Genomic DNA, 24,055 nt, shown 5'->3' with positions numbered 1-24,055 from the left:
ACATCTATTCCAGATTTATTCCGAAAAAATGAACACATTATTTTGTGGAATTAATAATTATGATTATTTTTGAAGTGCCAAACGATTGTATGGTTTCTATGCTTCAAGTTTGGTATAACATAATAAATGTATTAACACCTTAATAGAATATTATGAGCTATCTTCGATTTGAAAGAAGTCTGATGACCAATTTGGAAGAGTCTCTTTCCAGAGAGCTGCTCCGCACCAACCGGTCTGGCGCGTATTCTTGTTCGACGATTGTTGACTGTAATACTCGCAAGTATCATGGGTTGTTGGTAGTGCCCGTTCCTGAATTGGATGAAGAAAATCATGTATTGCTCTCCTCGTTGGACGTTACAGTAGTTCAACATGGTGCCGAGTTCAATCTTGGCCTTCATAAGTATCGCGGAAACAACTTCAGCCCCAATGGCCACAAGTACATCAGTGAATTTAATTGTGACAGTGTGCCGACTACCATTTATCGTGTCGGGGGAGTCGTTCTGAAGAAAGAAGTCGTGTTCCAGCATTATGAGGACAGGATTCTTCTGAGATATACTTTGCTTGACGCCCATAGTTCCACAACGCTTCGCTTCCGCCCGTTTATGGCATTCAGAAGCGTCAGGGAGTTTACTCATGAGAATTCAGCGGCAAATAGGGATTACCAGCTTGTAGACAACGGAATCAAGACCCAGATGTATAAAGGTTATCCTTATCTGTATATGCAGTTCAGTAAGGGCAACGAGTTTGTCTTCCATCCTGACTGGTATAGAGGAATAGAATATCCAAAGGAACAGGAGAGGGGTTACGATTCTTATGAGGATCTTTATGTGCCTGGATATTTTGAGACAGAAATCAAGAAGGGCGAGAGTATTGTCTTTTCAGCCTCAACGTCAGAGATCAAGACTGGAGGATTGCTGAAACTCTTCCAGAAGGAAGTTGACGAAAGAAATCCGAGAGACAATTTCTACCATTGTCTTGTAAATGCCGCTCACCAGTTCCATAACACCAAGAATGGTTCTGAGTGCTATCTGCTCTCCGGTTATCCTTGGTTCAAGAGCAGGGCTAGAGACACGTTCATCTCCCTCCCTGGTCTTACATTGGCAATAGACGAAGTGGGCTACTTTGAAAAGGTGATGGCTACGGCAGGGAAGGGCTATAAGGAATTCATGCGTGAGAAGCCCGTTACCGTTAGTCTCAGTGAGATAGACCAGCCCGATGTGCCATTATGGGCAATATGGTCTATTCAGCAGTATGCCAAAGTGGTAGGTGATGAGAAATGCCTTAAGAAATATGGCAAATTCATTTTTGACATTCTCCATTTCCTCTTGGAAGGCAAACATCCATATATGCGTGTAGAAGATAACGGTCTTGTATATGTTGACGGAAAGGGTAAGGTCATGACATGGATGAACTCCACTGTGAACGGCAGACTTGTCGTACCTCGCAACGGATATATAGTGGAAATCAACTCTTTGTGGTATAATGCTTTGGGCTTTGCCGCAAGACTCAACAAGATAGAAGGAGACGCTCAGTTTACGGAGACGCTTGAGGAATTGTCGGCACGATGCAAAGAGTCGTTCGTAAAAACATTCCTCAATGACTATGGCTATCTTTTCGACTATGTCGACGGCAATATGATGGATTGGAGCGTCAGACCTAATATGCTGTTTGCCATAGCTCTCGACTATTCGCCTCTCACGGCAGACCAGCGTAAAAGCATCCTTGATGTCTGTACCAGGGAATTGCTCACGCCAAAGGGCATGCGAACCCTCTCGCCAAAGAGCGGCGGCTATAATCCTATATGTGCCGGTCCGCAGATGCAGCGTGACCTGTCTTACCATCAGGGCACGGCATGGCCATGGCTTGGCGGTTTCTATATGGAAGCATGTCTCAAGATATATCGTCGCACGAGGCTCAGCTTCATCGAGCGTCAGCTGGTGGGATATGAGGACGAGATGCAGACAAACTGCCTCGGCACCCTGCCCGAGATGTTCGACGGCAACCCTCCTTTCAAGGCTCGCGGAGCCATATCCTTTGCGATGAATGTAGGAGAGATATTGCGCACTTTGAGTATATTGGAAAAATACACAGATATAATATAAGGAGGAAGACAGTATGAAAGTTTTAATGTTTGGCTGGGAGTATCCTCCTCATGTATACGGTGGTCTTGCAACTGCAAATTTCGGAATCACTCAGGGTCTTCATGCCCAGGGCGACATTGACATAACATTGTGCTTGCCAAAGCCATTTGGTGATGAGGACCATACAGCAGCGCGTATCGTGGCGATGAATTGTGTGCCTATAGCCTGGCGCAACGTAGGCTACGACTATGTGAAGAGTAGAATCGGCAATGTGATGGACCCCGATTATTATTATCGTCTGCGCGATCATCTCTATGCGGATTTCAATTATATGTATGTCAACGAGCTTGGATGCATGGATTTCGCCGGCGGTTACCCGTCAAATCTCCACGATGAGATAAACAACTATTCCATAATAGCTGGAGTGGTGGCTCGCACCGAGGATTTCGACATTATCCACGCCCACGACTGGCTTACTTACCCAGCCGGCATCCATGCCAAGCGGGTTAGTGGCAAACCGCTCTGCATCCACGTGCATGCCACGGATTTTGACAGGAGCCGAGGAAATGTGAACCCTACGGTGTATTCTATTGAGAAAGACGGAATGGATAATGCCGACTGCATCATGTGTGTGTCTGAGCTGACACGCCAGACAGTGATAAACCAATACCATCAGGACCCACGCAAGTGCTTTGCCATGCACAATGCCGTTTATCCATTGCGTCAGGAGCTACAGGACATTCCTCGCCCCGACCACACCGGCAAGGAGAAGATTGTGACCTTCCTCGGTAGGCTCACAATGCAGAAGGGGCCGGAGTATTTTGTCGAGGCCGCCAATATGGTGCTGCATCGCACCCGTAATGTGCGTTTCTGCATGGCAGGTAGCGGTGACATGATGGACCAGATGATTTATCTTGCTGCCAAGAGAGGCATTGCCGACCGTTTCCACTTCCCAGGCTTCATGAGAGGCAAGGAAGTCTACGAATGTTTGAAGGATTCCGACGTTTATGTCATGCCGTCTGTCAGCGAGCCGTTCGGAATCTCGCCTTTGGAGGCTATGCAATGTGGCACGCCTACGATAATCTCCAAGCAGAGTGGTTGCGGCGAGATTCTCACAAACTGCATTAAGGTGGACTATTGGGACGTTCACGCCCTTGCTGACGCCATCTACTCCATCTGCCACAATGACAGCCTTTTCCATTATCTCCAGGAGGAGGGCAAGAAGGAAGTCGACCAGATTACATGGGAGAAGGTGGGCTTGAGGATAAGAAAACTCTACGACCAGCTGCTTTCGCGTTAGTCAATATGATAATTAACAAAAAATCTATATAAGATGAAAACAATTTGCTTATATTTTGAAATACACCAGATAGTCCATTTGAAGAGATACCGTTTCTTTGACATTGGAACAGACCATTACTATTATGACGACTATGAGAACGACAGAAGCATAGGCGAAATAGCCGAGCGTTCTTATATGCCTGCGCTCAATGCGTTCCTTGACATGATAAAAGAAAACGGCGACTATTTCAAGGTTGCCTTTTCGCTTTCCGGAGTTGGTCTCGAGCAGCTTGAGTTGCATGCCCCACAGGTGATAGCCAAGCTTCAGGAACTCAACGACACTGGCTGCGTGGAATTCCTGGCCGAGCCATATTCTCACGGACTTTCCTCTCTTGCCAACGACGAGTGTTTCATCGCCGATGTCAGGAGGCAGATGTCGAAGATGGAAGAATATTTCGGCAAGCGTCCTACCGTATTGCGCAACTCCTCGCTCATCTATAGCGACGAGATAGGCAATGTGGCAGCTTCTATGGGCTTCAAGGGAATGCTGACAGAAGGCGCCAAGCACGTTCTCGGTTGGAAGTCTCCGCATTATGTCTACAACTGTTGTCAGGCTCCTGGTCTGAAGTTGCTTCTCCGCGATATAGATCTCAGCGACGATATCAGTCTGCGCTTCAACGACAGTGACTGGGAAGGCTATCCGTTGTTTGCCGACAATTATGTCAACAGGATTGCCACACTGCCAGAAGACGAGCAGGTTATAAATATCTTCATGGAGCTTTTGGCTCTTGGCATTTCGCAGCCTTTGTCTTCAAACATCCTTGAGTTCATCAAGGCTTTGCCGAGATGTGCCCGTCAGAAGGGAATCACTTTCTCCACACCCTCTGAGGTGTGTGGCAGGATGAACAGTGTAGGCGACCTATTCGTGCCCGACACCCTGTCATGGGTCGATGAGGAGAGGGATGTGAGCTGCTGGCTCGGCAATCCTATGCAACGCGAGGCGTTCGATAAGCTCTACAGTATTGCCGACCGTGTGAGAATAGCCAACGACCCTCGCATCAATCAGGACTGGGACTATCTGCAGGCAAGCAACAACTTCAGATTTATGACCACCAAGCCGTCGAATGTAGGTCTAGACCGCGGCATCTACAATTCGCCGTTTGATGCCTTCACAAATTACATGAACATTCTTGGCGACTTCATAAACAGGGTGAACTCCCTCTACCCGGAAGAAATCGACAACGACCAGCTCGACTCTCTCCTCACCACCATCAAGAACCAGGGCGATGAGATTCAGGTTAAAGACAATGAGATAGTGCGTTTGAAGACCCGTCTGACAAAGGCTCAGGAGGATGTTGACAAGTTGAATGCCAAGCTTGACAAGTTGACTGAGAAAAAGAAGGCTGCTGCAGCTAAGACCACAACGCGCAAGACAGCAACTTCCACCCGCAAGACTGCCAAACCTGCAGCAGAGAAGGCTGACGACAAGAAGTAACGTTTGATCTATAATCGAAACAATCTGAAAGTCTGTTTTAGTCGGGCAATCTGAAAAGTCAGTTTAAGCGGGACAATTTGATGAAAAAGACAATCCGCCAATAACTATAATAATAAAAGACATGCGTTTCAGAATGCATGTCTTTTTTATTGGTACGCTCGATTCCTAATGTCACAAATGACCAATTTGGAGCTTTACTTATGTAGGTCTTTCAGGAATTCTTTCCAGCGCTTTTCATTATTTCTCGCCGTCTTTTCCTTTCTTCCATTCCGCCCATTCCTTCATCGCCTGCTGCCAGTCTGTTTGTTCTCCGGCTTCGATAGCCTGCTGCTGCTTTTCCTTTTCGTCCTTCGCCTTGTCGCGCGCCCTTTTCTCTTTCATCGCCTCAATCGTGGCTTCGTCCAGTATTCGGATCGCACCTCTTTTTATAGCCTCATTTAGTTCGTTGTCGCCGAACGCCTTGCCAGGCTCGTTGAAGTCAGAGATGTTGAATTCGAATTCCGTGCGCAGAGTGTGTCTTATCTCTTTCTGCTTCGCCCTGTTGGCAGAATTCTTCAGGTGCAGTAGCTTGCCTATTTCCTTGATTTCTTTTTCCGAGTATTTGTTTCTTCCCATGTTTGTAGTTTTGTGAAAACTTTTGATTTCGCCATTGCCGTCGATGCAGCCTGTTAGGTGCGTATCTGCGATGGAGATACTGCAAAGTTAATAAAAAAGCCGCTTGTGACAATGAAAATATTCAAAATCCGCCCTTTATAAAATGGCAGGAGCAGAAACAAAATGTGAAATAGCCGATTTTTCTTTGTGTTTCATTCCTTTTACACTACCTTTGTAGGCTGGAAGAATTATAAATGCAATTATGATAAACCAGCAATATCCCTCGAGATTGCTTGAAAAGGCAGTATCGGAATTTTCCAAGTTGCCAGGGGTGGGTCGCAAGACGGCGCTCCGTCTGGTGTTGCATCTGCTGCGTGAGGAGCCTGGTCAGACTGACTCTTTCGCCGCTGCGCTTTCGGATTTGCGCCACAACGTGAAACATTGTTCCGTGTGCCACAACATCAGCGATACCGACGTCTGCCCGATATGTGCCAATCCCCACCGCGATGAGGCTTTGGTCTGTGTGGTGGAAAACATACAGGATGTGCTCGCTATAGAAAACACGCAGCAGTACAACGGCCTGTATCATGTCCTCGGTGGCGTGATTTCTCCGATGGACGGCATCGGCCCCAACGACATAGAGATAGACTCTCTGGTTGAACGTGTGCAGGCCCACGACGAGATAGAGGAGGTGATTCTTGCGCTCAGTTCCACGATGGAAGGTGATACCACCAATTTCTACATCTCCCGCAAACTTGCCCCTCTCGGTGTGAAGGTCAGTGTCATAGCCCGTGGCATTTCTGTCGGCAACGAGTTGGAATATACTGATGAGGTCACTCTGGGCAGGTCGATCGTCAACCGCACGCCGTTCAATACCTGATCTCTGCTTGACCGGTTCTGCCCCCCCCCGTCCCCGTAGGAGAAAGGTTGTATTCTGCTGCTTGTGGTGGATGTGCCGCTGATATTCAGATGTTAATGCCCAGAGTATCCGGTTCCTCCCAAACTGGGGGGATAGATGGGGCTGATGTCAGAGACTAGGTAATGACTCCGTATAAGGTTTCTCATCAGCTGAAAAAACTCAACAATAGTTCTTCGTTAACTAAAAAAAACATGACAATGGAAGAAAATACATTACATCCCGCAAGGAAACTCTTGCTTGGACAACTCATTGCCTACCTTTTGCTGGCGGTAGCCGTGGTGGTGGGTTTCGAGTCAGACTTTCTTGAAGTGGGAGCCTGTGCCCAAGACGTGTTCGTGAAATACCAGGTGCTCATGCTAATGGAGGTCCTCACGATATGCTTCATCCCCTTAGCTCTGAAGATGTTCGGCCTCTCTGCGGTCCGCCGTCGTCTGAAGGCTGACAGAGTCCGTGGACTTGTCCTTTTCGGTTCCTGTCGTCTGGCGATGATAGGCGTTCCTCTCGTTGCCAATACCATTCTTTATTATATGTCGATGTCCGTGGCCTATGGCTACATGGCTATAATCGGCGGTCTGTGCTTCACGTTTGTTTATCCCAGCATAGGCCGTTGTATCAATGAAACCAATATTGGAGAATGAAAATCTCAGTAATAATAGTAAACTATAACGTTAGATACTACCTCGAGCAATGTCTCTTGAGCCTTCGCAAGGCCCTTGCCGACATCCCCTCTGAGGTGTTTGTCGTAGACAATCATTCGCGCGATGGATCCGTGGAATATCTCCGCCGCCGTTTTCGTGAAGTTACCTTCGTGGCGAGCACTCACAACCTCGGTTTTGCCCGTGCTAACAATTTCGCCATCAGGAAAGCCCAGGGCGAGTACGTGCTGCTGCTTAATCCCGACACCTTCGTCGGCGAAGAGACCATCCGTGAATGTCTGGATTTCATGGACGGCCACCCGGCAGCCGGTGGACTTGGTGTAAAGATGTTGAAGTGTGACGGCGATAAAGCGATGGAGAGTAGGAGAGGGCTTCCTTCGCCGCTCACCGCCTTCTATAAGATGTGCGGACTCTGCGGGCGCTATCCCCAGAGTCGCCGCTTCGGCAAATATTACATGAGCTATCTCAGCTGGGACGAGCCTGTCCAGATAGAGGTGATAAGCGGAGCCTACTGCCTGCTGCGCCACACGGCGATAGATAAGATAGGAATGCTAGACGAAGACTTCTTCATGTATGGCGAAGACATTGACCTCTCTTACCGTCTGCTCAAGGGCGGTTTCGAAAACTGGTATCTGCCCGTCTCCATACTCCACTACAAGGGCGAGAGCACCCATAAGTCCTCCTTCCGTTACGTCCACGTCTTCTATGAGGCCATGCTCATTTTCTTCCGCAAACACTACCGCCATCTCAGCTTCTGGATAAGTCTGCCTATCCGTCTCGCCATCTATGTCAAGGCCACCATAGCCCTCGTTCAGATGCTTCTAGGCAAGTCAGCCCATTCTATGGGCTTCTTCTCGGTGAAAAGGAAGAAAGAGCCAGAATACCTGTTCCTGTGCTCCGGGAAGAACCTCTCGTCCTGCCGTCGGCTTGCCGACAACCGTGGACTTACCGCCCGATTTGTGGAATGCTCCGTTGTCGATAGGGAGAAGGGGCATGAGGCTTATCTCGACAGGCTTTCTTCCGATACCGTTACCTATGTGGTCTACGACATCTCCCTCTTCAGCTATGGCGACATACTGCGAGCCTTTGAGGGTAATCCTCGCAAGAACGTGCTGATAGGAACCTTCAACCCCCGGAACCACATCCTCATCACCGACCAGGAAGTGCTGAGATGACGGCAGGGGTGGCGATAGTGCCTGTTAGTCTGCCTTGTCGGCAAGTATGATGCATGCGATACATAAGTGCCTATATAAATAAGGTGGACGATTCCTGCCCTACAAATAGTTGAGAATACAATTTCAGACCCCAACATGACAGCAGAGATGACAAGAGAAGAACTGCCAGCCGTGAGATTCCGCGCCATAGAGCCCGAAGATCTCGACGTGCTCTACAAGATAGAAAATGACACGAGCCTATGGAACGTGGGTGTCACCAACGTGCCCTATTCCAAATACATGCTTCATGAGTATATAGCCGGTTCAAGTGGTGATATCTATGCCGACAAGCAGGTGAGGATGATAATCAGCAATGACGCAGGCGATATAGTGGGCGTTGTAGACCTCACCGATTTCGATCCCCGCCATCGCCGTGCCGAACTCGGCATCGTGATCCAGTGTCCCTTCCGAGGGCGTCATTATGCCCAGGCGGCGATAGAGAGAATCAAGGCCTATGCCCGTGACATTCTCCTTATCCATCAGCTTTATGCTTATGTGGATTGTCAGAATTCCACCGCCCTGAGGACTTTTGAAAATTGCGGCTTTATAAGCTCCATAACCCTCAAAGACTGGCTTTTCGACGGCAAAAAATACCGTGAAGCGGTGCTTATGCAATATTTTTTATAAAAAAAGTTGCGAAAAGTTTTGGAGTTTTCAAAATTATTCGTACCTTTGCAACCGCAAATGAAACGATAGAGTTCTGGTGCGTTAGTTCAGCTGGTTAGAATGCCTGCCTGTCACGCAGGAGGTCACGGGTTCGAGTCCCGTACGCACCGCAAAGAAGACTGCTATATGGCAGTCTTTTTTTGTTTCATGGCATTTTCGCCAGAAAGAGATATTTATTTCCATAACGACATAAGAGATCAGACAGGTGATTTTTAATATTTAAGTTTTAGCTATAAAAGATGAAAAGACTGTATTTTTTGTGTGCAACGCTCTCGATCTTAAGTTTGGGAGCTACGGCACAGGTGGCGTTGCCGCTCAGCGTGGACAAGGACGTCTTCAACGCTGACTCTATTTTCGTGGAGAAGACACGCGTGGGATGGGATCACACGGAAAGTGCCGTGAAGACCGATAACTTTCAGGACGGAGGAGTTGCCGTGTTCACCTTCAAGGACACTCCGGGAATGCTCCATCTCGACTATTCCAGAACGAGATACGGCAAGAGTAACGTGATGCTCATCCAGGAAAGCACGGACGGCAAGGAGTTCACCGACATCTATAATGGTGCCGCCTCCACTTCGTGGACCAACCTATCGGCAAACCTTAGCAAAGACACCCGCTACATCAAGCTCTATTACGACGCCAAATATACCTTCGGCGACGTTGGCTCACGCATGGGATATTGGCGAAATATCAACGTCACGGAGCCTATAGCCTCGCAGACAGATGCAGCCGTGCTCTCCATGGAGTATGGCTCAAAGGCAAAAGGAACGTTCAGCGTGGCTTATTCAAACCCCGCAGGCGATATCGTGGTCACCACCGCCGACCACCACATCACCTTCGGTCCTGAGGGTTCCACATCGTTCACCATATCCGGCGTTGCCGGCAAGGAAGGCTCTGCCATAGTGGACTTCTGTTATGACTCGGCGCTGGAGCCGATGCAGGTGGGTGAGCTTACTTCGCTCTTTACCGTTGCCGACTCCGGCAATGAGGGTTACACTAAAGAATACAAGCTTGTGGCAAACATTGACGCTCCGATCATGATCTCCAGACGAGAGGGCAGCATGACCACCGTTGTGGGTCAGCAGACCACAGACACGTTCAATGTTACCTATCTGCCTACTCTCTCTGCCGACGACATCACAGTGACTTCCTCTGCCGATGACGTGGCTGCCAGTGTGGCTCCCGATGCCGACGCCGAAAACACGCTCGTGGTAACGCTCACCTATGCTCCACAGGCAGCAGCAAAAGACGCACAGGCTACCGTGAGCGTTGCGGAAGCCACATCGGGAATGAGCCTTACCTATGTGCTCACTCTCAACGCATATCAGGCAAACAGCGTCATCACCACCGTTGACGAGTATAACGACTTTGCCTCGATTGCAAATCAGGGCTTCAAGGTGGATGCTGAACTTGCCGCTGACCTTGAGTTCAGCGCTGAGAATCCAAACGTGCAGATAACGAACTTCTCGGGCTCTTTCGACGGCAAGCGTCACACCATCAAGGGTTACGGCGCAGCTGAGGAGCCGGCTCTTTTCGCTGGTAGCTCGCTCACGGGCTCCGTCAGAAACCTCGCCCTCGACAACGTGAGTCTGCTCGACGCTGATGTGCAGTCGACTGACGAGGATGGCAACGGACTCTCCGTGGAGTGCTGCTACGGCACACCCTCTGACACCCCTGCCTTACAGCTCATGAACTATGCATACATGAACACCGAGAAGGTGATAAACTGCTTCACCCGTGTGCGTGGCGAGGAGATAGACCCCACCACAGGCGAAAGAGCCACCATGTATCTCTACAAACTCTCTGGCGGTACTCTCGGCATGCTCGAGGCCGACTCCAGAACCATCGAGGGCAAGTCAGCCTGCTTTGCTCTGTGGAAACTCCTCGATAGCGAAGACGGAGCTCCGTCTGTGTTCGGAATGAAGATAGGTGCCGACGAGATGCCTTCGTTCCTCACGGCAGACAACGCCATTTCAACGGCTAGATATTTCGCCAATGTGGCCGATGCCCAGGGTGGTGTCCTCTATGCTCAGGATGGCAGATACTATGCCGACAATCTCTCTGAGTTTGATTTCGAAGCCGACGCCAACGATTTCATCGTGCTCGATGCTGACAGCGAAACTCTCGGCAGCGACTCCGTTGCCTCGCTGTCTGCCAATGTGATTACTGCCGACGGAAAGGCAAACCTAGTGCGTCTTACCGATGGAGAGGATTATTTCTTCCCTTCAGCATCGGGACTTCAGCAAATTGCGGCTGCCCGAGTGGAATATGAGCGCCAGCAGTCGCGCAATGGTCTCTATGAGCCATACGCACTGCCATTCGATATTACTGCCAGTTCGCTGCAAGACCAGTTTGAGGGTGACCAGTTTGACATTGCTTTCTTAGACCCGTCGAAGAACGTAATCGATGAGGCGCGCTCGCAGATTATCCTACAGTCTGCTTCAAACGAAGAATACAAAGGCTCCGTAGCGAAGACAATCCCTGCTGGAATGCCGTTCTTCGTTTCGTTGTCAGGCGTCGATGGCGATGCTGCAGTTCAGACCGTCATCTCGTTCGTTGGCGAGAACGTGGTTCTGACAGACCTCTCTGCCACTCCTGTCGACTATCTGCCCTTGAAAGGTACATTCAGCAGCACCAGTGCCTCTTCTATGGCTGGTGAGGAGTTCTATGCCTATATGCTCTCTCAGCTGACCGACGCCGATAAGGCGCAGCTCCTGTTCAGCGCTGCATCAGATGCCAGCGTTGAGGCTTTCAGAAACTGTATACTGCTTCACGGTAGTATCACCGACGGTGGCGTGAAGCCATTCTCTCTTGTCATCGACAAGGGCGCTGCTGACGGCATCAGCGAGGTGGCCTCCAACTCTTCTGCCGTCGCTTCTGCAATATACAACCTTGCCGGCCAGCGTGTCCTGAGGATGCTGCCGGGACAAGTGTATGTGTCTGGAGGAAAGAAGTTCTTGATGAAATAAAAACTCAAAAAACATGCATTCCTTCCGGAAAGGAAGGAAACGACAACTCCCCCGAATGGCGAGTGATTGGCAATTCAAAACTTTTTGATTCGGCCTTTCTCTCTTCCATTCGGGGGAGTTTCTTTGTTGGTAATTATGATAATATCTTTTCGCGAGGATGCATTTCCTGTAGTGTCTAATAAACGGAAAGAACCCAACCGAGATTATGGATTGTGGCTTGCTTCAAGCTCCTGCTTTATAAATCGCCATGTGTAGCCCTTGCCTGAGCGAGCCACCTCTTCAGGAGTGCCGGTCGTCATCACGTTGCCGCCGCCGCTGCCGCCCTCGGGTCCCATGTCTATGATGTGGTCGGCGAGCTTTATAACGTCGAGGTTGTGCTCGATGATAATCACGGTGTTACCTTTGTCTACGAGCCGCTCCAGCACGTTCATCAGTATGCGGATGTCTTCGAAGTGGAGTCCCGTGGTGGGCTCGTCGAGGATATACATCGTTTTGCCCGTGTCGCGTTTGCTCAGTTCGGTGGCGAGCTTCATGCGCTGGCATTCTCCGCCGCTGAGTGTGGTGGAGGGCTGTCCGAGCTTGATGTATCCTAGTCCCACGTCTTGTATGGTCTTTATCTTGCGCAGTATGTCGGGCACGTTTTCGAAGAATTCCACTGCCTGGTTTACGGTCATGTCGAGCACGTCGGCGATGCTCTTCCCCTTGTATCTCACTTCGAGCGTCTCGCGGTTGTAGCGTTTGCCATGGCACACCTCACAGGGCACCATCACATCGGGCAGGAAATTCATCTCTATTGTCTTGTATCCGTTGCCACCGCAGGCTTCGCAGCGTCCGCCCTTTACGTTGAAGGAGAAGCGTCCGGGCTTGTAGCCTCTGATTTTGGCTTCGGGTAGGTTTACGAACATCGCCCTGATGTCGCTGAACACTCCCGTGTATGTGGCGGGGTTTGAGCGTGGCGTGCGTCCTATAGGCGACTGGTCCACGTTGACCACTTTGTCGAGGTGTTCCATTCCCTCTATGCTGTCGTAGGGCATAGGTTCTTTGAGCGAGCGGTAGAAGTGTTGGCTGAGAATGGGCTGGAGAGTCTCGTTTATGAGTGTGGATTTTCCGCTGCCGCTCACTCCCGTTACTACGATCAGCTTGCCCAATGGGAAGTCAACTTCCACGTTCTTCAGGTTGTTGCCCTTCGCGCCGTGTATGATGATATGGGATCCGTTGCCCGGTCGGCGCTCTTGGGGCACGGGGATGCTCTTGGTGCCGTTGAGGTAGTCGCTCGTCACGGTGTGCTGGCGGAGCATCTCCTGTGGTGTGCCTTGGAATACGAGCTTGCCACCCTTGCGTCCGGCTCCCGGTCCAATGTCCACGATATAGTCGGCGTTGAGCATCATGTCCTTGTCGTGTTCTACCACTATCACCGTGTTGCCGATGTCTCGCAAGTTTTTCAGCGAGGTGATGAGCTTTTCGTTGTCGCGCTGATGGAGTCCGATGCTCGGCTCGTCGAGGATGTAGAGCACGTTGACGAGCTGTGAGCCAATCTGTGTGGCTAGCCTTATGCGTTGGCTTTCGCCTCCAGAGAGCGACACCGACTGGCGGTTGAGGGCGAGGTATTCCAGTCCAACATCGAGTATGAATCGTATTCTGGTCCTTATCTCCTTTAGTATTTCTGCAGCTATCTGCCTGTTTTTGTGGTCGAGGTGGGCTTCGGCTTCATCGAGCCACTGGTAGAGCTGCCTGATGTCGAGTTCTGCCACCTGCGAGATGTTCTTGTCGTAAATACGGTAGGAGAGCGATTCCTTATTGAGCCGTCCGCCGTGGCATTCGGGACAGGTCTTTACGCTCATGAACTGTTCTGCCCATTTCTGCGCTTCCTTGCTGTCGTCGCCCTGGATGGCTGCCTGAAGGTATTTCACCACTCCGTCGAAGCTGACAAAATAGTCGCTCGTTGTGTGTACCACCTCTTTCTTTATCCTTATCTTCTCGAGCTTGCCGTAGAGTATGTCGTTGAGAGCGTCGTCGGGCAGTTCCGCCACTGGTGTCTTGAGCGAGAACCCGTAGTCGTCGAGTATGGCGTCTATCTGCCAGAATATCATCTGGTTCTTGTATTTTCCGAGTGGCAGTATGGCTCCCTCGTGTATCGAGAGCGAGGTGTCTGGGATTATCTTCGCGAGGTCAATCTCGTTCACCGTGCCCAGTCCCTTGCATCGGGGGCATGCTCCTTCGGGGGAGTTGAACGAGAATTTATTAGGTGCCGGGTCGTTGTAGGCTATTCCTGATGTGGGGCACATGAGCCTCTTGCTGTAGTATTTCGCCTCGCCCGTGTCCTTGTCCATTATCATGAGCAGTCCGTCGCCCTGCCTCATTGCTGTCTGTACGCTCTTGCGCAGCCGTTCCTGGTCTTTTTCCCTTGCCTGTAGCTTGTCCACAACCACTTCAATGTTGTGGTTTTTGTATCTGTCGAGCTTCATTCCGCTCTTTATCTCCATGACCTGTCCGTCCACGTGCACGTAGAGGTACCCCTTCTTGAGCATACTCTCGAAGAGTTCGCGGTAGTGTCCCTTCCTGTTTCTCACCAGCGGGGCGAGGATAAAGATTCGCTTGCCCTCATAGGCGGTGAGTATCATTCTGATAACCTCTTCCTCGGTGTATCTGACCATTTTTTCGCCTGTCACGTAGCTGTAGGCTGTGCCGGCTCGGGCGTAGAGCAGTCGCAGAAAATCATAGATTTCGGTGGTGGTGCCCACAGTTGACCGTGGGTTCTTGTTGGTGGTCTTCTGCTCTATGCTTATTACGGGGCTCAGACCCGTTATCTTGTCCACGTCTGGGCGCTCCAGTCCGCCCAGAAAGTTACGGGCATAGGCAGAGAATGTTTCCACGTAGCGCCTCTGCCCTTCGGCGAAGATTGTGTCGAAGGCGAGTGATGATTTTCCTGAGCCGCTCATTCCTGTTATCACGGTGAGGCTATGGCTTGGGATTTCCACGTCGATGTTTTTCAGATTGTGCACCCTGGCTCCCCAGACGCATATCTTGTCGTCTTCTCTTTTCATCTGGCGGTTCCTCCTCCCGTGTTGGTGCCTTCGGTGTAGCCTCTGAGCAGGTTCACGTCTCTCTTTATATTATAGGTCTTGCCGTCGGCGCCCTTAGCTTTCACGAGCACATAGTACACGCCCTGTGCCACGTCCTTGCCTTTGTATTTGCCGTCCCATCCGTCGGCGGGGTTGGTCCATTCATAGAGCTTCTGCCCCCAGCGGTTGAAGATGTAGGCGTGGAATTCGGTGAGCGACTGGTAGCCGTCTTTCGCCTTGTAGATGTCGTTTATGCCGTCGCCGTTGGGTGAGAAGGCGTTGGGCATTTCCAGCTTGCTTTCGCTGATGGTGACGCGCAGCGGCTGCTGCTCGCTCCAGTATTCTTGTCCGTATTGTATCACGTCGTTGCCCTTGGTGAAGGTGGCGTAGAGCACTATGCTGTGGCTGCCAGCCTTGGTGAAAGTGTATTCCGTGTTCTCCTCATACCTTGTGAGATAAGGTTCTGCAGAGCCCTCGCGGGTGAAGCGCCACTCGTAGGTGGCGGTGTAGTCGCCCACGTTGCTGGCGTTGGCTTGGAAATAGCCCTTGAGCGGGGCCTGGCCCGACATCTCGGCGCTTTCGGTCACTTCGCCGTCCACGCTCGTGTAGGTGGCTGTGGGGTTGATGGTCGGGGTCTCGTCGTCGGCGAAGGCGTTGCCGGCGAACAGGAACAGTGATAAGAATGCTAATATTTGTCTTGTCGTTGTCATGCTAATAACTATTTTTGCAAAAATACGGCTTTTTTCTTTGTCCTGCAAAATAATAGAAAAGATATTATTTGTGAGTTTGGATTTTTCAACTTATCTTTGTGCCCAAATAAATGATTTGAAAATAAAATGAAAAGTTTGTTCAGATTTTCCATGTTGCTGGTTATGTTGCTCTTTGCCGTCGTGGCAGAGGCGCAGCAGCAGAACTACCGCGAGATGCATAAAGTTAAGAAAGGGGAAACCCTCTTCGGGATCGCGCGTAGGTATGAAATCACCGTGGACCAGCTCATAAAAGCCAACCCCGACATGAATGCGGTGGGCTACGAACTGAAGAAAGGCGACTATATCTTCATACCATATCCCGACGGGCAGAAGCCTGAAGCCACGCAGAAACCTGCCGCTTCGCAGAAGGCAAAAGACGACAAGACAGTGAGGGTGGGCATTATGCTGCCGCTTCACAACGTGGACGGCGATGGAAGGCGCATGATAGAATACTACAGAGGATTCCTCATGGGATGCGACGAGCTGAAGAAGGCCGGGCAGAACGTGGAAGTCATGGCATGGAACGTGCCCATCGACGCCAACATCAGCCAGACACTCGCCAAGGAGGGTGCCGACAGGTGTGACGTGATTTTCGGTCCGCTATACTCCGCACAGGTTGCGCCGCTGGCGGCTTTCGCCAAGCAGCACGGCATAAAGATGGTGATACCATTCTCCATAACAGGAAACGAGGTGGAGAAAAACCCGAACGTGTTCCAGGTATACCAGTCGCCGCAGTTCTTCGCACAGCAGACGGTGAAGTATTTCATCGAGCGCTTTCAAGGGTCACACGTGGTGGTGGTGGACTGCAACGACGCCAAGAGCGACAAGGGAGTATTCACCATGGCGCTGAGAATGGCGCTCGCAGAAAAGGGAATGACATGCAGCATCACAAACCTCTCAAACAGCGGGGAATATTTCAGCAAGGCATTCAGCAGGCAGAAACCAAACGTGGTTGTGCTCAACACAGGACGCTCGCCCGAGCTGAACACAGTGATAGCAAAGCTCGACCAGCTGAAGATGGACCAGCCTGGAGTGAAAATCTCACTCTTCGGATATACAGACTGGCTTATGTATGCAAAATACAATCTCGACAAGTTCTGCAAGTATGACACATACATACCCACACATTTCTATTATAACCCACTCTCATCATCCACACAGGCATTCGAGAGGGAATACAGACTGAAATTCGACCAGAGCCTGATGGATTACCAGCCACGGTTCGCTATAACAGGACACGACCACGCTCTCTTCTTCATCAGAGGAATAAGCAAGAAGGGCAGACAGTTTCTCGGGACAGAGGCCGACAGCAATGTGCTGCAGACGCAGCTGCACTTCAAAAAGGCGGGAAGCCAGGCAGCAGGAATGCAGAACGTGGCGCTGAGCTTCGTTCACTACAACACGAACCACTCAATATCCATAATCAATTATTGACACGCCGCCACAAGCCGTGGCGACGGCAAAAGGACAAAAAGACAGATGAACAGAATGACAAGAATTCTCGCCGTGGCACTTTTTATGACGCTGCTGATCCCCGTAGGCACAATGGCACAGGTGGGAGAGCATCGAAGCGTGTTCAGCATAGGAGCCGGAGGAGGATACGTGATGAGCAACGTTGGATTCACGCCAAAGGTAAATCAGAAAATGTATGGCGGAATGATGGGAGGATTAGCATTCCGCTATGTGTGTGAGAAATATTTCAACACCATCTGCTCGGTGCAGGCAGAAGTAAACTACGCCAAGATAGGGTGGAAGGAAGACATACTTGACCTCAACGATTCTCCCGTGATTAACCCGCAGACAGGAGCGGCAGAGGAATACTCGCGCACCATAAACTATATACAAATTCCCGTGTTCGCACATCTGGCATGGGGAAAGGAAAAGAAAGGAATGCAGTTCTTCTTCCAGGCAGGACCACAGGTGGGGATCTGGCTCAGCGAGTCGACAGAAGCAAGCTACGACCTCTCGGCACCTAATCTGCAAGACCGTGCAAACAGGACGGTGGCGCAGGAGACCATGCCCGTGGAAAATAAATTCGACTATGGAATAGCTGCCGGACTCGGAATGGAATACTCGCACCCCAAGGCGGGACACCTTCAGCTGGAAGGAAGATACTATTACGGACTCGGCAACATCTACGGAGACTCGAAAAAAGACTACTTCGGAAAGTCGAACTTCGGAAACATCGTAGTGAAGCTCACTTACCTCTTCGACCTCACGAAGTGAAGCAGATAGCCGTTCGGTCGCGACGCAAGACTGCAGAAGCGGCAGAATGCTGTCGAGGTGGCGGTAAGGCTGCCTAAACAACGGTAAAACAGCTCAGACGACGGGAAGCAGCCGGGCGGAAAGGTTAACCAAGAAACATTATTAACTATTAACTATAAAAAAAACACAATTATGTTTGAAAATCAACCAAAAGGTTTGTGGGCATTAGCCTTGGCAAACACAGGTGAGCGTTTCGGATACTACACTATGCTCGCCGTGTTCTTACTCTATTTGCAGGCCAACTTCGGATTCCAGACCGGAGTGGCAAGTACCATCTACTCAACATTCCTGATGATGGTCTACTTCCTCCCGATTATCGGAGGTATAGCTGCCGACAAGTTCGGATTCGGAAAAATGGTAACCACAGGTATCTTCATCATGTTCATCGGATATCTCGTGCTCTCACTACCTCTCGGCAAAGACAGCGTGGCAATTGCTGCCATGGGAATCTCCCTCATCCTCATCGCATTGGGAACAGGTCTGTTCAAAGGAAACCTACAGGTAATGGTAGGTCGTCTTTACGACGAGCCACAGTTTGCCAGCAACCGCGACTCCGGTTTCTCACTTTTCTATATGGCAATCAACATCGGCGCTATGTTTGCACCTACTGCTGCCATCAAGATCATGAAGTGGGCGCAGATGAGTCTGGGCGTTTCTGAGGCTGATTCTTACCACTTCGCTTTCGCCGTGGCTTGTGCTTCGCTCATCCTCAGTATAGCAATCTATTATGCTTTCAGCTCTACATACAAGCACGTTCTTGCAAACGAGACAAAGGCCAAGTCGGATGATCCGGCAGCAAAGGCAGAAGTCAAGGAACTCTCTCAGGCTGAGACAAAGGAGCGCATCGTTTGTCTGTGTCTCGTCTTCGCAGTCGTTATCTTCTTCTGGATGGCGTTCCATCAGAACGGAAACACGCTGACACTCTTCGCACGTGACTTCACACAGAAGACTTCTGAAGGTCTGCAGTCTATGGCGTTCGACGTGACAAACCTCGTGGCTTGTATCTTTGTGGTTTACGGAAGCTTCGCTCTTGCACAGAGCAAGACCGGCAAGGGCAAGGGCATCGCATTCGGAGTTATCCTCGCTGCCATAGCTTTCCTCTTCTACAAGTATACCACACTCGACAGCCACGTAGACATTGAGGCTCCTATCTTCCAGCAGTTCAACCCTTGCTATGTGGTGGCTCTTACACCAGTAAGCGTGGCTCTCTTCTCATGGCTCAACAAGAAGGGCAAAGAACCAACATCACCAGAGAAAATCGGTCTCGGTATGCTCGTTGCAGCTCTCGGATTCGTGTGGATGGCAGTATGCTCAATGGGTCTTGAACTTCCGCTCACACAGGGCAACGCAGCTACGGAAGGCGCACGAGTAAGCGCAAACGTGCTCATCTCTACTTATCTCATTCTGACATTTGCAGAGCTCCTTCTTTCGCCAATCGGTATCTCGTTCGTGTCGAAGGTTGCTCCTCCAAAATATGCAGGTTTGATGATGGGTCTCTGGTTCGGTGCTACTGCTATCGGAAACCAGCTCGTTATGGTGCCTGGCATCATGTGGGGCATGAACTTCAACCTCGTGACTATCTGGGGAGTTCTCGCAGGCATCTGTCTCGTTTCGGCACTCTTCATCTTCTCTATCATCAAGAAACTCAACAAAGTTTCATAAGCAAGAATAAAATTCCTCACAGAAATTTATTGGCATAAAAGCACAATATAAACAAATAACATTCCGGTCCATCCGCTCATGTAGGCTATGTATCCGTAGGCTGCATCGGGCGGATGGATTTCTTTTATTCCGTAACCTCATTCCTGTCATTTAGCTTTAGACGTTCTTCCGTTGAGCAATGATGAGAGATTCACGCTTACCTCAATCTGCCATTATACCGTATGGGTTAAACAAAAGTAAAAAAACGAACATGTCACGCTAAGAGCCGTTAACGCTTACAGATTGATTGTTAAAAGAGAAGAAAAGTATGAGACATTATGGCAGTTTTACATTTGTTGCGTCTATATTTGCACTCCGAAAACCAAACTGAAATGTGTAACAATAAAGATATTTTGAAATGAAAAAACTATCTAATCGAATTGCGATGGTTGCAATGTCACTTACATTGACCATTGCGACGCCAACAGCAGCTTTTGCGGGCGTCAATGCAGTTCCAAGTCAACCAGTTGACCTGACTTACGCAGCAGAGAAGGCTCTGCCATCTGTGGTGCATATCCGTTTCTTGCAGAATAGCAAAGTGCAGACCGTTGACGTGCAGTCTGATCCCTTCGGAGACTTCTTCGACCCATTTGGCTTCTTTGGAAACCCTGGGAATGGTGGCACGCAGAAGAGAAAAGTGCAGACTCCAAAGAGAGAAGGTTCCGGTTCAGGAGTCATCATATCTACCGACGGATATATCGTGACCAACAACCACGTGGTGGATGGAGCTGACGAACTAACCGTGACGCTCAACGACAACAAAGAATATTCTGCCCGCATCATCGGTACGGACAAGACTACAGACCTCGCACTCATAAAAATCAGTGCCACAAACCTGCCAGCTATGCCTATCGGCGACAGCGACAAGCTGAAAGTGGGAGAGTGGGTGCTTGCAGTGGGAAATCCTTTCAACTTTAACTCCACAGTTACAGCAGGAATCGTAAGCGCCAAGGCGCGGTCGCTCGGAGCCAACGGCATAGAGTCGTTCATTCAGACCGACGCTGCCATCAACTCTGGAAACTCCGGCGGAGCATTGGTAAACACACGTGGGGAGCTCGTGGGTATCAATGCCATGCTTTACTCACAGACCGGAAGCTATAGCGGCTATGGATTTGCCATCCCTACCACTATCATGAACAAAGTAGTGGCTGACCTGAAGAAATACGGAGTTGTGCAGCGTGGTGTGCTCGGAGTTTCAGCTACCGACGTGAACAAGTATTTCGACTCGCAGAAAGAACAGGGCAAGGAGGTAGACCTCGGAACCATGGAGGGAGTATATGTAGCCAAGGTGGATGAGGACGGCTCTGCAGCCGAGGCCGGAATCAAGGAAGGCGACGTGATCATAGCCGTAGATGGCAAGAAGGTGGTCAAGATGAGCGAATTCCAGGAATATCTCACAAACAAGCGCCCTGGCGACAAGGTGACCGTGACATATCTGCGCAAGAAGCAGAAAAAGACCGCTACCATCACTCTCAAGAACGAGCAGGGCAACACGAACATTGTGAAAGACGCTGACCTGGATGTTCTCGGTGGAACATTCCGCCCGGTGACAGAACAGGAGAAGAAAGATCTGAACATCAGCTACGGATTGGTAGTGACAAAGGTTACCGGCGGAGCGCTCAAGGATGCGGCAGTTTATAAAGGCTTCGTAATCCAGCAGGCTAACGACACACCGATGAAGACTCTCAACGACCTGCAGAAGGCAGTCAAGGACGCTTCTACAAGCAAAGATCCTGTGCTTATCCTCAAGGGATTTTCGCCAACAGGAAAGAAGGCTTACTTCGCTGTGATGCTTGACAAACAGTAAAATCTTTCGACTGAATAACGATAAAAATATCAATGGCACAGGCAAACTACCTACATAAAGGCAGTTTGTTTGTGCTTTTTTTATTCAAAACAGGCTGTTTTTACTTCACATTCATAGGTATTTGAAAAAAAAGAATATAATCTTTTGTCGTTAGAATAAATAATATTATATTTGCATTTGGTAAATTAGTTAAAACTTTTTTCTATGAGACAACTGAAAATCACATCATCCATTACAAACCGCGAGGACCTTTCGCTTGACAAGTACCTGCAGGAAATCGGACACGAAGAACTGCTTACCGTAGACGAAGAGGTGGAATTGGCACAGCGGATAAAAAAAGGTGACCGGAAGGCACTTGAACGCCTCACAAAGGCAAACCTCAGATTCGTTGTCTCAGTCGCTAAACAGTATCAGAACCAGGGTCTCAGTCTTCCTGACCTTATCAACGAAGGGAATCTCGGACTCATAAAGGCTGCTGAGAAATTTGATGAGACAAGAGGCTTCAAGTTCATATCATACGCCGTGTGGTGGATAAGGCAAAGCATTCTGCAGGCTATTGCAGAGCAGAGCAGGATAGTGAGACTGCCACTGAATGTGGTGGGAACCGTGAACAAGGCTAACAAGGCGCAGAACAAATTTGAACAGCAATACGAAAGAAGGGCTAGCGTTGACGAACTCGCAGAGCAGACTGACCTGCCGGAGGACAAGATACGCGAAGCTATGAAAATCAACGGAAGACACGTGTCCGTTGACTCGCCAATAAAAGAAGGTGAGGAAGGAAGCCTTATTGACATAATGGCTAACTCCGACTCGCCGGATCCTGACAATGAGCTCGTGATGGAATCCCTGCGCGAGGAGATAAAAAGAGCGTTGCAGGCCCTGAACGAAAGAGAGCGCAAAGTCATAGAGGCTTTCTTCGGAATAGACCAACCGGAAAAGACGCTTGAGGAAATCGGAGTGCTGTATGGACTGACAAGAGAACGCGTAAGGCAGATTAAGGAAAAGGCAATACGCCGACTACGCCATTCCACTCAGAACAAACAGCTGAAATCCTTCCTCGGTAGCTGATAGCCTACAGACAAGGGAAAGGCGTCTGTAGGCTTGGCGTATCGAAATTCCATAGGTGGAAACTATATGAAAGTCCGGTGCTACTGAATGATGGAGACCAGGGTCCGGGTGATTTCTGAAATGGATAAATGAGTATATAAAAAAAACGAAATAGAAACAATACGAATAACAGAATAATGAGATCTTTAAAATATGTGGCACTTATGGCTGTACTGCTTTTGACGACAGTACAACTGGCTTATGCTGCCAAGGGAAAGGGAGTCAAGACTACTTATGTGTTTGGTGTGGCAACATCGTTCAATGATTCTACGGCTTATGTAACTGTCATTCAGCAGCTTGACTCTGTAACGACTGTAGGAAAAACAGGCATTCTGGCAAACAAACAGGAGTATTCTTATCAGCTACGTGAGTTCATGGGTGGCAAAGGTATTCAGCATGCTACTTGTGTAACAGTAAATGCCAAGTCTCGCAAAGAGGCAGAGAAATCATTGAGCTCTATGAAGCAGCGGCTGGCTGGCAAGAACAAACTCATCGTAAAGCAGATACCCGCTGAAGAGTTCGCCTATCAGCGTGTGGTGATGGCGCATTGAGAATGGATGCAGGGACCTGTCTTTATTTTATAATTGAAATAATTCGAAATGCTCTATCGAATAGCGGAATTCCCTATTGAAATAAGTTTCTCGGAGGATTATACCGATGGAACAAGTCTGATTCCTTCTTTCACACCCTTTGTCATTGGTAGGATGTGTAAGGAGGAGTCTTTGTTGCTGCGTCTTTATGTAGACGATAAACTGCAGCCTAAAAAAGAAAACAGGGAACGTATTGGAGATTTCGATACGGGGAATGGCAATGTAATAGTAGACCGCTTCCCGGATTCCAGTTATCAGTATATAATAAAGGATCTTGAAGGCAGGGCTTGCTGCCTGCTACAGACAAACGCAGACTTCAACGATTGTCGCTGTGCGCTGAACGGTGATTTCTTCATGAGGCAGTATGCGCTCAACAATGCCGTGATGATGGCTTTCTCGTTTGCTGCAAGTTTTCAGAAGGCTTTGATGATTCATGCCTCGCTGGTGAGACACAACGGACGTGGCTATGCTTTCATAGCCCAAAGCGGAACGGGAAAGAGCACTCAGGTGAGCAACTGGCTGAGGTATATACCAGACTGTGACCTTATGAACGATGATAATCCTGTGGTGAGAGTCATCGGCGAAGAAGTGTTTGTTTATGGAACTCCGTGGAGTGGTAAGACGCCATGCTATCGTGATGTGAAAGCGCCTCTGGCAGCAGTAACTCGTATTGAACGCTGCGAGAGAAACTGGGTGGAAAAACTGCCTACGGTAGCGGCTTTTGCTTCATTCCTACCTTCGTGTTCCACTATGAGATGGGACAAGAGGGTTTTTGACAATGTCTGCAACTGTATTTCTGACGTGATAAGATTTTCCGAATTATATACGTTGCATTGTCTGCCAGACAGAGAGTCGGCAGAGGTCTGTCACTCGATGATTGACCATGAATGAACTTGAGC

General features: G+C 49.5%; 18 protein-coding genes and 1 tRNA gene. 16 read left to right on the top strand and 3 right to left on the bottom strand.

From position 1 onward, the window contains the following. The first annotated feature begins 152 nt into the window (after positions 1-152). The 3 genes from QVO99_RS02230 to QVO99_RS02220 are packed head-to-tail and all read left to right on the top strand — an operon-like array spanning position 153 to position 4,857. A complete protein-coding gene (locus QVO99_RS02230) occupies positions 153-2,102 on the top strand; it encodes a glycogen debranching enzyme N-terminal domain-containing protein (protein ID WP_022315963.1) in 1,950 nt (649 codons plus the stop codon). A 13-nt stretch (positions 2,103-2,115) separates the two neighbouring features. After that, positions 2,116-3,381, top strand: coding sequence for a glycosyltransferase family 4 protein (locus QVO99_RS02225; RefSeq protein WP_022315962.1), 1,266 nt, complete (start codon positions 2,116-2,118; stop codon positions 3,379-3,381). Between the two features lie 33 nt (positions 3,382-3,414). Beyond that, on the top strand, positions 3,415-4,857 hold the full coding sequence (locus QVO99_RS02220; RefSeq protein ID WP_022315961.1) for a glycoside hydrolase family 57 protein: 1,443 nt from the start codon (positions 3,415-3,417) through the stop codon (positions 4,855-4,857). Between the two features lie 237 nt (positions 4,858-5,094). Here the strand turns inward: QVO99_RS02220 and QVO99_RS02215 are convergent, their stop codons facing one another. Beyond that, positions 5,095-5,472 carry a hypothetical protein gene (locus tag QVO99_RS02215; RefSeq protein ID WP_022315960.1) on the bottom strand — a complete coding sequence of 126 codons (378 nt, stop codon included), beginning with the start codon at positions 5,470-5,472 and terminating at the stop codon, positions 5,095-5,097. Between the two features lie 241 nt (positions 5,473-5,713). Here QVO99_RS02215 and recR point away from each other — a divergent pair, with 241 nt between their 5' ends. The 6 genes from recR to QVO99_RS02185 all read left to right on the top strand — a co-directional run bounded on the left by recR (position 5,714) and on the right by QVO99_RS02185 (position 11,875). Next, positions 5,714-6,331: a recombination mediator RecR gene (recR, locus tag QVO99_RS02210; protein ID WP_022315959.1), complete on the top strand. Its 618-nt coding sequence runs from the start codon at positions 5,714-5,716 to the stop codon at positions 6,329-6,331. Positions 6,332-6,567: 236 nt separating this feature from the next. Then, entirely contained in the window at positions 6,568-7,008 is a 441-nt protein-coding gene (locus QVO99_RS02205; protein ID WP_042517217.1) for a hypothetical protein, read from the top strand. Beyond that, the gene (locus QVO99_RS02200; RefSeq protein ID WP_022315957.1) at positions 7,005-8,201 is read left to right on the top strand and encodes a glycosyltransferase family 2 protein; all 1,197 of its coding nucleotides are present in this window, start codon (positions 7,005-7,007) and stop codon (positions 8,199-8,201) included. Before QVO99_RS02205 ends, QVO99_RS02200 begins: the two co-directional genes overlap by 4 nt. Before the next feature lie 147 nt (positions 8,202-8,348). Then, positions 8,349-8,867: a GNAT family N-acetyltransferase gene (locus QVO99_RS02195; RefSeq protein WP_156139340.1), complete on the top strand. Its 519-nt coding sequence runs from the start codon at positions 8,349-8,351 to the stop codon at positions 8,865-8,867. A 75-nt stretch (positions 8,868-8,942) separates the two neighbouring features. Continuing rightward, positions 8,943-9,016: transfer RNA gene (locus QVO99_RS02190), tRNA-Asp, on the top strand. A 129-nt stretch (positions 9,017-9,145) separates the two neighbouring features. Further along, complete coding sequence (locus QVO99_RS02185; RefSeq protein ID WP_022315955.1) at positions 9,146-11,875, top strand: hypothetical protein; 2,730 nt, start codon at positions 9,146-9,148, stop codon at positions 11,873-11,875. Between the two features lie 203 nt (positions 11,876-12,078). Here the strand turns inward: QVO99_RS02185 and uvrA are convergent, their stop codons facing one another. Together uvrA and QVO99_RS02175 are read right to left on the bottom strand one after the other, a co-directional pair. Next, the gene (gene uvrA, locus QVO99_RS02180) at positions 12,079-14,919 is read right to left on the bottom strand and encodes an excinuclease ABC subunit UvrA (RefSeq protein WP_022315954.1); all 2,841 of its coding nucleotides are present in this window, start codon (positions 14,917-14,919) and stop codon (positions 12,079-12,081) included. Continuing rightward, positions 14,916-15,647, bottom strand: a complete 732-nt coding sequence (locus QVO99_RS02175) for a gliding motility-associated C-terminal domain-containing protein (RefSeq protein ID WP_022315953.1) — start codon at positions 15,645-15,647, stop codon at positions 14,916-14,918. The genes uvrA and QVO99_RS02175 overlap by 4 nt, the downstream gene beginning before the upstream one ends. A gap of 126 nt (positions 15,648-15,773) precedes the next feature. On the opposite strand from QVO99_RS02175, the gene QVO99_RS02170 reads away from it, so the two are divergent. The 7 genes from QVO99_RS02170 (at position 15,774) to QVO99_RS02140 (ending at position 24,047) form a co-directional block, all read left to right on the top strand. Beyond that, positions 15,774-17,120: an ABC transporter substrate-binding protein gene (locus tag QVO99_RS02170; protein WP_022315952.1), complete on the top strand. Its 1,347-nt coding sequence runs from the start codon at positions 15,774-15,776 to the stop codon at positions 17,118-17,120. Between the two features lie 45 nt (positions 17,121-17,165). Beyond that, positions 17,166-17,912 carry a porin family protein gene (locus tag QVO99_RS02165; RefSeq protein WP_022315951.1) on the top strand — a complete coding sequence of 249 codons (747 nt, stop codon included), beginning with the start codon at positions 17,166-17,168 and terminating at the stop codon, positions 17,910-17,912. A 171-nt stretch (positions 17,913-18,083) separates the two neighbouring features. Beyond that, on the top strand, positions 18,084-19,613 hold the full coding sequence (locus QVO99_RS02160; protein ID WP_022315950.1) for a peptide MFS transporter: 1,530 nt from the start codon (positions 18,084-18,086) through the stop codon (positions 19,611-19,613). 397 nt (positions 19,614-20,010) lie between these two features. Next, positions 20,011-21,459, top strand: a complete 1,449-nt coding sequence (locus QVO99_RS02155; RefSeq protein WP_022315949.1) for a Do family serine endopeptidase — start codon at positions 20,011-20,013, stop codon at positions 21,457-21,459. A gap of 204 nt (positions 21,460-21,663) precedes the next feature. Further along, positions 21,664-22,527: a sigma-70 family RNA polymerase sigma factor gene (locus QVO99_RS02150; protein WP_022315947.1), complete on the top strand. Its 864-nt coding sequence runs from the start codon at positions 21,664-21,666 to the stop codon at positions 22,525-22,527. Positions 22,528-22,703: 176 nt separating this feature from the next. Continuing rightward, positions 22,704-23,117, top strand: a complete 414-nt coding sequence (locus tag QVO99_RS02145; protein WP_022315946.1) for a hypothetical protein — start codon at positions 22,704-22,706, stop codon at positions 23,115-23,117. A 48-nt stretch (positions 23,118-23,165) separates the two neighbouring features. After that, entirely contained in the window at positions 23,166-24,047 is an 882-nt protein-coding gene (locus QVO99_RS02140) for a hypothetical protein (RefSeq protein WP_022315945.1), read from the top strand. The last annotated feature ends 8 nt before the right edge of the window (positions 24,048-24,055 follow it).

This window comes from Prevotella sp. CAG:592, assembly GCF_000436015.1.
GTDB lineage: Bacteria > Bacteroidota > Bacteroidia > Bacteroidales > Bacteroidaceae > Prevotella > Prevotella pectinovora.
This window is presented reverse-complemented; position numbering and strand designations above follow the sequence as displayed.

What these genes read in the sequence shown, in the direction of transcription:
- QVO99_RS02195 (WP_156139340.1), top strand. Translation starts at nt 8,349, where the DNA reads ATGACAAGAGAAGAACTGCCAGCCGTGAGATTCCGCGCCATAGAGCCC.
- QVO99_RS02145 (WP_022315946.1), top strand. Translation starts at nt 22,704, where the DNA reads ATGAGATCTTTAAAATATGTGGCACTTATGGCTGTACTGCTTTTGACG.
- QVO99_RS02140 (WP_022315945.1), top strand. Translation starts at nt 23,166, where the DNA reads ATGCTCTATCGAATAGCGGAATTCCCTATTGAAATAAGTTTCTCGGAG.
- QVO99_RS02205 (WP_042517217.1), top strand. Translation starts at nt 6,568, where the DNA reads ATGGAAGAAAATACATTACATCCCGCAAGGAAACTCTTGCTTGGACAA.
- QVO99_RS02220 (WP_022315961.1), top strand. Translation starts at nt 3,415, where the DNA reads ATGAAAACAATTTGCTTATATTTTGAAATACACCAGATAGTCCATTTG.
- QVO99_RS02150 (WP_022315947.1), top strand. Translation starts at nt 21,664, where the DNA reads ATGAGACAACTGAAAATCACATCATCCATTACAAACCGCGAGGACCTT.
- QVO99_RS02200 (WP_022315957.1), top strand. Translation starts at nt 7,005, where the DNA reads ATGAAAATCTCAGTAATAATAGTAAACTATAACGTTAGATACTACCTC.
- QVO99_RS02225 (WP_022315962.1), top strand. Translation starts at nt 2,116, where the DNA reads ATGAAAGTTTTAATGTTTGGCTGGGAGTATCCTCCTCATGTATACGGT.
- uvrA (WP_022315954.1), bottom strand. Translation starts at nt 14,919, where the DNA reads ATGAAAAGAGAAGACGACAAGATATGCGTCTGGGGAGCCAGGGTGCAC.
- QVO99_RS02165 (WP_022315951.1), top strand. Translation starts at nt 17,166, where the DNA reads ATGAACAGAATGACAAGAATTCTCGCCGTGGCACTTTTTATGACGCTG.
- QVO99_RS02160 (WP_022315950.1), top strand. Translation starts at nt 18,084, where the DNA reads ATGTTTGAAAATCAACCAAAAGGTTTGTGGGCATTAGCCTTGGCAAAC.
- QVO99_RS02230 (WP_022315963.1), top strand. Translation starts at nt 153, where the DNA reads ATGAGCTATCTTCGATTTGAAAGAAGTCTGATGACCAATTTGGAAGAG.
- QVO99_RS02170 (WP_022315952.1), top strand. Translation starts at nt 15,774, where the DNA reads ATGAAAAGTTTGTTCAGATTTTCCATGTTGCTGGTTATGTTGCTCTTT.
- QVO99_RS02215 (WP_022315960.1), bottom strand. Translation starts at nt 5,472, where the DNA reads ATGGGAAGAAACAAATACTCGGAAAAAGAAATCAAGGAAATAGGCAAG.
- QVO99_RS02185 (WP_022315955.1), top strand. Translation starts at nt 9,146, where the DNA reads ATGAAAAGACTGTATTTTTTGTGTGCAACGCTCTCGATCTTAAGTTTG.
- QVO99_RS02155 (WP_022315949.1), top strand. Translation starts at nt 20,011, where the DNA reads ATGAAAAAACTATCTAATCGAATTGCGATGGTTGCAATGTCACTTACA.
- recR (WP_022315959.1), top strand. Translation starts at nt 5,714, where the DNA reads ATGATAAACCAGCAATATCCCTCGAGATTGCTTGAAAAGGCAGTATCG.
- QVO99_RS02175 (WP_022315953.1), bottom strand. Translation starts at nt 15,647, where the DNA reads ATGACAACGACAAGACAAATATTAGCATTCTTATCACTGTTCCTGTTC.